At 45.4% G+C, this 9,708-nt stretch carries 11 protein-coding genes; 7 read left to right on the plus strand and 4 right to left on the minus strand.

The window, feature by feature from the left end:
• Nucleotides 1–53: 53 nt before the first annotated feature.
• The 3 genes from L3C95_RS17995 (at nt 54) to L3C95_RS18005 (ending at nt 1,930) form a co-directional block, all read left to right on the plus strand.
• Nucleotides 54–695, plus strand: coding sequence for a hypothetical protein (locus L3C95_RS17995; RefSeq protein WP_236389551.1), 642 nt, complete (start codon nt 54–56; stop codon nt 693–695).
• A gap of 151 nt (nt 696–846) precedes the next feature.
• Nucleotides 847–1,569, plus strand: coding sequence for an SRPBCC family protein (locus L3C95_RS18000; protein ID WP_236389552.1), 723 nt, complete (start codon nt 847–849; stop codon nt 1,567–1,569).
• 61 nt (nt 1,570–1,630) lie between these two features.
• Nucleotides 1,631–1,930, plus strand: coding sequence for a YtxH domain-containing protein (locus L3C95_RS18005; RefSeq protein WP_236389553.1), 300 nt, complete (start codon nt 1,631–1,633; stop codon nt 1,928–1,930).
• Between the two features lie 94 nt (nt 1,931–2,024).
• Here the strand turns inward: L3C95_RS18005 and L3C95_RS18010 are convergent, their stop codons facing one another.
• Together L3C95_RS18010 and L3C95_RS18015 are read right to left on the minus strand one after the other, a co-directional pair.
• Nucleotides 2,025–3,263 (minus strand): peroxiredoxin family protein, encoded by a 1,239-nt coding sequence (locus L3C95_RS18010; RefSeq protein ID WP_236389554.1) that lies wholly within the window; start codon nt 3,261–3,263, stop codon nt 2,025–2,027.
• Between the two features lie 90 nt (nt 3,264–3,353).
• On the minus strand, nt 3,354–3,713 hold the full coding sequence (locus L3C95_RS18015; RefSeq protein ID WP_236389555.1) for a VOC family protein: 360 nt from the start codon (nt 3,711–3,713) through the stop codon (nt 3,354–3,356).
• Between the two features lie 139 nt (nt 3,714–3,852).
• Between L3C95_RS18015 and L3C95_RS18020 the strand changes: the two genes are divergently transcribed.
• The 3 genes from L3C95_RS18020 (at nt 3,853) to L3C95_RS18030 (ending at nt 6,131) form a co-directional block, all read left to right on the plus strand.
• Nucleotides 3,853–4,698, plus strand: coding sequence for an alpha/beta fold hydrolase (locus L3C95_RS18020; protein ID WP_236389557.1), 846 nt, complete (start codon nt 3,853–3,855; stop codon nt 4,696–4,698).
• Between the two features lie 84 nt (nt 4,699–4,782).
• Nucleotides 4,783–5,244, plus strand: coding sequence for a carboxymuconolactone decarboxylase family protein (locus L3C95_RS18025; RefSeq protein ID WP_236389558.1), 462 nt, complete (start codon nt 4,783–4,785; stop codon nt 5,242–5,244).
• Between the two features lie 41 nt (nt 5,245–5,285).
• Entirely contained in the window at nt 5,286–6,131 is an 846-nt protein-coding gene (locus tag L3C95_RS18030; RefSeq protein ID WP_236389559.1) for a sigma-70 family RNA polymerase sigma factor, read from the plus strand.
• Nucleotides 6,132–6,306: 175 nt separating this feature from the next.
• Here the strand turns inward: L3C95_RS18030 and L3C95_RS18035 are convergent, their stop codons facing one another.
• Nucleotides 6,307–6,984, minus strand: a complete 678-nt coding sequence (locus L3C95_RS18035; protein ID WP_236389560.1) for a YggS family pyridoxal phosphate-dependent enzyme — start codon at nt 6,982–6,984, stop codon at nt 6,307–6,309.
• A 95-nt stretch (nt 6,985–7,079) separates the two neighbouring features.
• Nucleotides 7,080–8,219 carry an acyl-CoA dehydrogenase gene (locus L3C95_RS18040; RefSeq protein WP_236389561.1) on the minus strand — a complete coding sequence of 380 codons (1,140 nt, stop codon included), beginning with the start codon at nt 8,217–8,219 and terminating at the stop codon, nt 7,080–7,082.
• Between the two features lie 252 nt (nt 8,220–8,471).
• Here L3C95_RS18040 and L3C95_RS18045 point away from each other — a divergent pair, with 252 nt between their 5' ends.
• Complete coding sequence (locus tag L3C95_RS18045; RefSeq protein WP_236389563.1) at nt 8,472–9,419, plus strand: arginase; 948 nt, start codon at nt 8,472–8,474, stop codon at nt 9,417–9,419.
• Nucleotides 9,420–9,708: the final 289 nt, after the last annotated feature.

The following is a 9,708-nucleotide window of genomic DNA, read 5'->3' on the forward strand; positions in this document are numbered from 1 at the left end:
TATACGACCGGAGCCTGGCATGTATTTTAGGCTACTTACTGTAAAGACTATTTATGAAAGCATTTATTACACTTCTACTCGCGTTGCTGACAACAGGAACTATCGCACAGGGGCAAACAGACTGGAAGCAATCGCTCAAAGAGGAACTGGCACAACTGGAAAAAACGACTGACTTTACTATCTGGCAACAGGGAGCAGAAAAGATCGGCAATCTCGCGGTAGCACATCCTGAGGAGTGGCTGTTACAATATTATACCGGCTGGGCTTATACGCAGTCTTCTTTCAGGGCTCCCAAAGGAGAGGCAGAAAGTGCTACCGAAAAGGCGGGGCCTTACGTAAAAAAAGCGCTGGACCTGCAACCGGGTAATACAGAAACACTGGCATTAATGGCGTACTGGCTGTCGGCCCGTATCAATGCCAATAATTCCAGGGGGATGTCATTAGGGCCTGATAGCCGTAGTTATTCAGACAAAGCCATTGCAGCGGACAGTGCCAATCCCAGGGCATACCTGATGAAGGCATTGGTGATCTATCATACTCCTGCCCTGTTCGGTGGAGGTAAGAAAAAGGCGGCCCCAATCGTGGAAGAGGCCGGCCACAGGTTTGCCGGATTTAAGCCAGAGCATGAGCTGGACCCTCATTGGGGGAATGAGATATTTAAAGAGCTGGAAAAGGAGCTGGAAGCTGAGCACTGATAATGCCCCGTTGCAACACATTGACAATGTGACCCGGATGGGCAATTTTATACGCAATTCCACAGTGACAGGATAACACAATTAATTGATTATTAGCACATTTTGATTCGAGCAGGATTTTCGCTTATCTGATAACAAAAACCCGTTGTTTATGAGTACATATCAAAGTTTGAATGGACACGGCGAGCCCCGGGCTACAATGCTCTACGAGCAGTCGAATGTCCTGAATGTAAGTAAACAGGGGCGCATCGCATCTATTATCGGTGGCGCTCTTCTCACTAATTCCGCGATCAGCAACGTTACAAAACATCCCATCAGAAGCCTGATAAGGCTGGTAGCCGGTGGTTACCTGTTATACCGTGGAATGTCAGGGAACTGTCCTATAACCGCCTATGCCGGCAGAAGAATGGGTGAAAAGCATAGCCGTACTATAAAGGTGAGGACAAAATTCATCGTCGATAAGCCAAGGGATGAGGTATATCATTTTTGGAGAAGGCTGGAAAATCTGCCTCATTTCATGCGGCATCTGGCGTCTATCACCGAACATGATGACTTCCATTCCCATTGGGTGGTGAGAGGTCCCGGTGGTGTCGGTACACTGGAATGGGATGCCGAGATCATCAAAGACGAGGCTGGTGCTTTTATTGGCTGGCGTTCAGCTCCGGGCTCCAATATTGCCACTGCAGGTAAGGTGACGTTTGAAGACGCTCCCGGCGGTGGTACCGAGATATCTGTCGTTATCGCTTACCGTCCGCCTGCAGGTTATGTAGGTACAGGACTGGCCTGGCTGCTGAATAGTGCCTTCCATAAAATGGTAGAAAAAGACGTTATGCGTTTTAAACACTATGTGGAAACAGGCGAGATCACGGCTTAACTGGCCCAATATTTGGAAACCTTTTACAGCCTTTTTATTACACCTTTAAAAATCTTTTATTATGAGCACTGCAAAAATTTTATGTGGAGCCCTGGTTGGTGTAGCTGCTGGTCTGGTCATTGGTATTCTGACCGCTCCGGATAGCGGAGAGGAAACCCGCAGAAAGATCAGGCGGTCTGCCCATCACCTGCAGGGCCGTGTCAGACGGATATTAGGTAAAGGTGCAGACGGATTAAGTGAGTTGAAATATATCGTAGAACACGAGCTTACGGGTATCAAAGATGATGTGAAGCAAAGGATCCTCACATTGATAGATGAGGCCATTGAAACTTTCCAGCAGTTTAAGAAAGAAGCTGTATAAAAATAAATAGATAACGGATGACCAGCAATAAAAGAAAGTGGCGGTAGCTTGAAAGCTTTACCGCCACTTTATGTATTGGGTTAGTTAGTATGTACTATTTCTCTGCCAGCAGACCGTCTATCAGATTATTGAATTCCTTTTTGAAGGCTTCATAATGTTCTCCTGTACCGGGGCCGGAAAAACCGGTGTGTACTTCGCGCACATTCCCTTTTTTATCTACAAAGATAGTAGTTGGGAAGCCTTTAATTTTAGTTATCTGCGGTAAAGTTTTTTCTGTTCTTTCAGGATCGCTGGTAGTTACACCGGTGATCAGTACCGGATAACGTACATCAAAGCGTTTCAGGAAACCCTGCAGGCTTTTCTGTGACTTCGCAAAGTCAGTAGTACGTTCATATGCCAGTCCTATCACTTCTACTCCACGTGCTTTGTTAGCCTTATACCATTCTGCCAGGAACCCTGTTTCGTCCATACAGTTCGGACACCAGGACCCCATGATCGTGATCACCACCACTTTGTTATCGAAGCGTTTATCTTTAATGCTTACTTTCTTTCCGTTGATGTCGGGGAATGTAAAATCCAGCTGACTATTACCGGGTTTCACACCAGCGAGGGCCTTCTCATCGGGTAATGCGGCTTTCTCATCTTTCACGGCTGTCCAGTGTTCCCTGCCATCACCAATACCTGCATAAAAGATCCCGTTTTCCAGGGTATTATTTTTTACCAGTGCGGTGAAATAGTATGCGTGAGAACCATCAAAGGTTGAAAGCTTCAATGTATCACCATCGACAATCCCTTCGAGGAAACGATAGTCGCCGGTAGGTGTCAGGAAAGTACCGTGTACGATATTTCCCTGCTGTTTGAACTCTCCTACTGCATAGGAAGAGTCGTTTTTACCGGGAGTAGTGAACCAGGTGGACCAGCGTCCGCTTACATCACCTTTTGCCGGCGCATGCTGTACAAAGCGTTGTTTCACATTGTGTGCCGCTGTAAAGGGAATGCTCACGTCCCTGTCTGCAAGGTGACGGATCCAGTTACCCTGGAGGCGACCATCTTTAGTAAAGGCGGCCCTGAATTCAGAGTCGAAGAAAGGCATTCTTATGAAAATAGAATCTCCCTGGATCTTTACATCATCTACCAGCATACGGTCGTTGGCATTTAATACGTATACCAGTTTCTGGCGGGCGCTGTCTTTTACTTCGAAGTTAAACACAATGTCTGCTCCGTCTTTTCTGTGCAGGCTGGCTTGCCATACACCGGGTTCCAGGTCCCATTTTTCAAGTTGTGTTCCAAATATGAATGCCGGGAGGCATAATAACATCCAAAGTTTGTTCATAGTACTGTTTACGCTGTCTGATCTGTTTACACAATATATCCTACTATATTAGTAGAGTATAGCAAAGATAGTAAAAGAATCCACTTTCTATTACTTTATCAAATTTTCGACCAGTTCAATTCTCCTGCCGTCAGCATCTTTCACCACTGCCGCATACCCCCATTCAGTACTGGCAGGCGCCTGTACTGTTTCCACGCCCAGTTCTTCAAGGCTTTTCAGGGTCTCGTTCAGACTTTCCACGGTAAAACCGAGACGAGTGGTCGTATCAGCGGCTGTAGCATCCTTAGATAAAGGATAAATTTCAAAGGTAAGGCCGTCCAATGCGCCAGAGTAATGATAGGGGCCATTTCCATGGCGATGATGAGTGAATGTGATCCCCAAAGTACTGTAAAATCTCACCTGCTCTTCCTGTTTGTCAGTTCTGATCACTACCAGGTTTAAATGTATCATCTTTCCTTGCTTCCGATTATAAGATAGTTCCTAAAGTAAAAAACTTATTCAGCATTACAAACTATCCCCCTATAGCACTTAACTTTGAGATTGCGCTCTACATGATTCATCATAGTTATCAAGCGGTTAAAGCAACGTCATGAAAAAATATAAGTTAGCCTTTTCGATCATTGGCAGTATATCTCCACGGATAGCGGCAAAAACGTTCCTTCATTTTTTCAGCAAACCTCCTAAAAGAGCCTTTCGCCAGCATCATCTGACACTCAGAGAAGCTGCCACAGAGACGGAAACGCCACTGACGGCATATGCCTTTAGTAAACAGCAGATAAAAGTGAAAACCTATACCTGGGGTACAGGCGAAAAGAAGATCCTGCTGCTGCATGGCTGGGGAGGCAGTGCACTTGACTTCAGTCATCTGATCAAAACACTTGTTGAGCATCATTACCAGGTCATTTCTTTTGATCAGCCGGCCCATGGCTTTACGGAAGGCAGGAACAGTAATCTTATTCAGTGGATGCATGTAGTGACCGCCTTTCTTGATACTTATAAGGACCTTTATGCCATTATCGGGCATTCATTCGGTGGTTTGGCGGCTACGCTCACCCTGGCAAGAGAAAAGGTACATATCCCAAAACTGATCATCCTGACGCCCTCTACTTCAGCGCCTGTTATATTTGATGATGCTTATAAACTGCTGGGCCTTAATGAAAAAGTGCAGAAAGTGGTTCCGGGCATTGTGCAGGAGACATTAAAAGACGACCTGATGGAAATGGATATGCATAAACACTTCAGGTCTATCAAAGTGGACCATATGCTATTTATTTATGACGAAAATGATGAGATCATCCCGCCTGAACGTTCTGAACTTTTTTTGCAGCAACATCCTGAGGTAGAATCGTTTAAGATCCGCGGAGAAGGTCATTACCGTATTATCAGGGACCCGCAGGTGCTGGCCAAAATAGTGGCATTTCTGGCCGTTCCATAATTTTTTTTAAAATCCTGTCACGTTTTTATTTTCTGAGCTGTCATATTACTGTAAGCGATTTAATAAACTTTAAAAACTACAAATATGACACAGAGAATCACATTCCAGGATTTACCTAAAGACATGCTGGCCGGATTATTTAAAACAGGTGCTTTCCTGAAAAACAGCGACATCGACCAGAAACTGCTCGACCTGTTGTATTACCGTGCATCCCAGATCAATGGTTGCGCTATGTGCCTGGACATGCACTACAAAGAGGCTATTCATCATGGAGAAACACATCAGCGCCTGCATGGTGTGATTGCCTGGAGAGAAACGCCTTATTTTGATGAAAGGGAACGCGCAGCACTGGCCTTCACAGAAGCACTGACCAATGCCAATCAACAGGATATCAACGATGATATTTACAGTGCCCTGGAAGAGCATTTCACTCCAGGTCAGATAGCTACACTTGCCCTGGCAGTCGGCACTGTCAATGTCTGGAACAGGCTTAACAAAACTTTCAGGACCGTACCCGGTCATTACGAAGTAGGCCAATTCGCTTAAAAAACTATTCTTATTTTAGCACGATCACTTAATAGACACATATGCTGCAAGATTATCAACACACGTTGTTCCCATACGCTTATAATATTCTTGGTTCTGTAGAAGATGCAAAGGATACGATACAGGATGTACTGTCCAATTATATCTCCGCCGAAAGGGAAGGAATAGAGAACGAAAAAGCTTACCTGGTGCGCAGTGTTATCAATCAGTCGATCAATGCTAAAAACAAGCGAAAAACGGTTAACTACGAAGATGTCTGGTTACCCGAACCTGTAGCAACGGGAGAAGAGGCAGATAAAGCGCTTCACCTGCGGGATATTGGTTCATATACAATGCTTATACTGATGGAAGCACTCAACCCTAAAGAAAGGGCTGTATTTATACTGAAAGAAGGCTTCGGTTATTCTCATGAAGAGATAGCCGAAGTACTTTCAGGTACTGTTGAACAATCCCGGAAACTACTCAGCCGTGCAAAGGGAAAACTGGATGAGCATAAACAGGGATCAACACTCAGCAATAAAACTGTTTCTGCAGCTATACTGGATCAATACCTGCATGCCCTCCGCCAAGGCGATGTACAAAGATTAGAGAATCTGCTCTCTCAGGATATTGTTTTCTATGCCGATGGCGGTGGTAAAGTTAAGTTGGTGAAGAAGTTCTGCAGCGGCTTACACGATGTATCCGAGTTGCTGACCTTTGTGTTCGATAAATATCAGAAGAACTTCACTTTTGAGTTTACGATGATCAATCATGAGCCGGCATTGCTGTTCTTCCTGAACGAAAAGCTGTACGGTTGCCAGGTTTTCTCCATTTCTCCTGAGGATAACAAAATACTGCGGATCTCTACTGTACTTGATCCTGATAAACTGAAGAATATGGGAAAATGATAAAGATGTAACAGGAAAATAAAGAACGCCGGTCTTACTACAGCTGTATTGAGACCGGCGTTCTTTATTTTCTCCCTGGTGGCGCCAATACCTGCTGCATTGTTAGGAGCCGTATAAGCGGTAGTGCCTCATGGGCAGGGTCTTGTTACATGATTCATAACGAAGCTAACAGTGTTCAATATCTCGCGCCAAACAACATGCTGCCGATGCGTACCATGGTACTGCCCTCTTCCAGCGCAATTTTATAATCGCCACTCATACCTGTTGATAATTCAGTGAGTGCATCCTGGTCAGGGAAAAAGCGCAATTTCAGGTCCTGCCTGAGTGTATTCAGGTGGCGAAACTCATTCCTTACCTGCTCCATATTTTCGGTGTTGCTGGCCATACCCATTAAACCGGCAATGCGAATATTAGTAAGGCGGGATTCCTGTTGTTTATATGTTTCCAGCAGTTGTTCCAGCTCTTCTTCACTCAGCCCGAATTTGGTTTCTTCTACGGCTATATGCACCTGTAAAAGGCAGTGGATAGTGCGGTTATTTTTAGCTGCCTGTTTGTTGATCTCTTCAAGCAGTTTGAAACTATCTACTGCATGTATCATGGATACAAACGGAGCAATATATTTTACTTTATTGGACTGCAAATGCCCGATAAAATGCCACTGTATATCTGCCGGAAGAACAGGTTGTTTTTCCTGTAATTCCTGTACATAGTTCTCACCAAAAATACGTTGCCCGGCATTGTACAATGCCTGTATATCTGCCGGTGGTTTAATTTTGGAAACAGCAACCAGTTTGGCATTATGAGGTTTCAGCTGTTCGTTGATTTGCTGATAAGCAGGTAAATTGACTGACATCCTGCAAAAGTAGGGATTAATCCCCACCACTGCAACCCGCACAGCAGCCACTGCATCCGCTGCAATCACTGCGATTCCTCCATGATATAGCGTTATCAGCTCAATATTGCCCGGCCTATCACGATGCGCTGCACTTCGCTCGTGCCCTCATAGATCTGGGTTATTTTGGCATCACGCATGAGGCGTTCTACGTGGTATTCTTTTACATATCCGTAACCACCATGCACCTGTACGGCTTCGGTGGTAACCCACATCGCTGTTTCGGAGGCAAAAACTTTTGCCATGGAACCACTGAGGGTATAATCCAGGTGCAGGTCTTTTTCCCGCGCGGCTTTGAGGCACAACAAACGGGATGCCTCTATACGGGTGGCCATATCTGCCAGTTTGAACTGGATGGCCTGGTGTTGACTGATCTCTTTGCCGAAGGCCTTTCTTTCCTTGGCGTATTTAACGGCCAGCTCATAAGCGCCACTGGCGATGCCCAGCGCCTGGGAAGCGATACCTATGCGGCCTCCGGCCAATGTTTTCATGGCGAATTTGAATCCGAAGCCGTCCTCTCCTATCCTGTTCTCCTTGGGCACTTTGACGTCCTGGAACATAATGCTGTGGGTATCGCTACCGCGGATGCCCATCTTATTCTCTTTAGCCCCCACCGTAATACCGGGTGAGTTCTTTTCGACGATCAGGGCGTTAATACCTTTACTGCCTTTCTCCGGATATGTCTGAGCGATCAGCAGGTATACGCTGGCGCTGTTACCGTTCGTGATCCAGTTCTTGGTGCCATTCACCAGGTAATGATCACCTTTATCTTCTGCCATTGTACGCTGGGAAGTAGCATCGGAACCGGCTTCCGGCTCACTTAACAGGAACGCTCCTGTGATCTCTCCTTTGGCCAGCGGCACCAGGTATTTCTGTTTTTGTTCTTCCGTGCCGTAAGTTTCCAGTCCCCAGCAAACCAGGGAGTTATTCACACTCATACATACCGAAGTGGAAGCATCTATTTTAGAGATCTCTTCCATGGCCAGGACATAGGATACGGTATCCAGTCCGGCGCCACCATATTTCGGGTCCACCATCATGCCCAGGAAGCCTAATTCTCCCAGTTTTTTGATCTGTTCTGCAGGGTATTTTTGCTTTTCGTCACGTTCTATTACGCCGGGGAGTAATTCGTTCACGGCAAAGTCGCGTGCCGCTTTCTGTATCATGAGGTGTTCTTCTGTGAGTTGAAAATCCATGGAATCTTTTTTTACTTGTTTTGGTACATAACTGTAACCAAATCTATTTTTTAATAACCATGTAAAAAAATACCTCCCCTAAAATTCATTGTTATCCATCATTCTCATCAAAACATTAAAGATTATTTGAAGATACAGCGTCCTTATTGCAATTGTTTTATCGTTTACGGCAAGTGGATATACGCCTCGATAGTAGGGGATGAAAACCGTTCTGTTAAAATCGTGTAGCTTGTAGCAGGATAACTTTCTTTTATGAAGAATATCAAGATCATTGAGGTTAAGTCAGAAATTGGAGCTGGCACACGCGGAGCCAGTCTTGGAGTGGAGGCTATTAAAATAGCTGCCCTGGACTTCATGAGCAATTTTTTTGTGCATTTCCCTACTGAGGCCATAGAAACAGAAAATAAGCTGCTTTTTGAACCCATAGAATCACCCTATGCCAAAAGAATCAAAGGAACGCTGACACTGTACGAGAGGATCAGTAAGAGTGTCTGTGAAACCGTAAAAACAAATTGGTTCCCGGTAGTGCTTTCCGGCGACCACAGTACTGCGGGAGCTACTATTGCCGGCCTGAAAATGGCCCATCCCAAAGCTAAACTCGGGGCTATCTGGATCGATGCACATGCCGATCTGCATACCCCCTACACCACCCCTTCCGGTAATATGCACGGTATGCCGGTAGCCATTTCTATCGGGGAAGATAACCTGGAATGTAAGGTGCATGACCTGGATGATAATACCATCAAAACATGGGAAGCACTGAAAAATATCGGGGGTATTACGCCGAAGATATTGCCGGAGGATATCGTGTTCATATCCCTGCGGGACTATGAAAAGGAGGAAGAACACCTGATCAAGACCTACGGTATGAAGGTGATCTCTACCAACGAGGTACGCCGTAAAGGACCGGAGCAGATCGCCCGTTCGGTATTCCGTTACCTGAGCGACTGCGAATACATTTATGTTTCTTTTGATGTAGATAGCCTGGATGCATCCATTTCCAAAGGTACCGGCACCCCGGTGACCAATGGGTTAAGAGAGCGCGAGGTGGAAGACCTGATCTCCAAATTCATGCAGCACCGTAAGATCTGCTGCTTTGAGATCACAGAGGTGAACCCGACGCTGGATAAAGAAAACCTGATGGCAGAAATAGCCTTCAATATATTGCAGCGCAGTGTGAATGTGCTGCTGCTGAACTAGCGAGGTACAATCTCCGTTCTGATCTCGTTCTAACAATGGTTCTCCTATGGTCATCTTACGTTCATCTTACGTTCCAGGACGTAAGATGAACGTAAGATGACCATAGGAGAACCATTGTTAGAACCTTACCAAATCCTGTTTATATAGAAGACAAGTCGAAGTGTTATCCAACCTGAATATATAGACAAGAGTCAGTAGAGATATAGTAGAGATTCGCTCATCCTCCCTTAATCTTCCGTTTCTGAACGGAAGATTAAGGGAGGATGAGCGAATCTCTACTATATCTCTA

It is taken from the genome of Chitinophaga filiformis (genome assembly GCF_021646545.1).
GTDB lineage: Bacteria > Bacteroidota > Bacteroidia > Chitinophagales > Chitinophagaceae > Chitinophaga > Chitinophaga filiformis_A.

What these genes read in the sequence shown, in the direction of transcription:
- L3C95_RS18035 (WP_236389560.1), bottom strand. Translation starts at nt 6,984, where the DNA reads ATGTCAGTCAATTTACCTGCTTATCAGCAAATCAACGAACAGCTGAAA.
- L3C95_RS18005 (WP_236389553.1), top strand. Translation starts at nt 1,631, where the DNA reads ATGAGCACTGCAAAAATTTTATGTGGAGCCCTGGTTGGTGTAGCTGCT.
- L3C95_RS18030 (WP_236389559.1), top strand. Translation starts at nt 5,286, where the DNA reads ATGCTGCAAGATTATCAACACACGTTGTTCCCATACGCTTATAATATT.
- L3C95_RS17995 (WP_236389551.1), top strand. Translation starts at nt 54, where the DNA reads ATGAAAGCATTTATTACACTTCTACTCGCGTTGCTGACAACAGGAACT.
- L3C95_RS18020 (WP_236389557.1), top strand. Translation starts at nt 3,853, where the DNA reads ATGAAAAAATATAAGTTAGCCTTTTCGATCATTGGCAGTATATCTCCA.
- L3C95_RS18015 (WP_236389555.1), bottom strand. Translation starts at nt 3,713, where the DNA reads ATGATACATTTAAACCTGGTAGTGATCAGAACTGACAAACAGGAAGAG.
- L3C95_RS18000 (WP_236389552.1), top strand. Translation starts at nt 847, where the DNA reads ATGAGTACATATCAAAGTTTGAATGGACACGGCGAGCCCCGGGCTACA.
- L3C95_RS18010 (WP_236389554.1), bottom strand. Translation starts at nt 3,263, where the DNA reads ATGAACAAACTTTGGATGTTATTATGCCTCCCGGCATTCATATTTGGA.
- L3C95_RS18045 (WP_236389563.1), top strand. Translation starts at nt 8,472, where the DNA reads ATGAAGAATATCAAGATCATTGAGGTTAAGTCAGAAATTGGAGCTGGC.
- L3C95_RS18025 (WP_236389558.1), top strand. Translation starts at nt 4,783, where the DNA reads ATGACACAGAGAATCACATTCCAGGATTTACCTAAAGACATGCTGGCC.
- L3C95_RS18040 (WP_236389561.1), bottom strand. Translation starts at nt 8,219, where the DNA reads ATGGATTTTCAACTCACAGAAGAACACCTCATGATACAGAAAGCGGCA.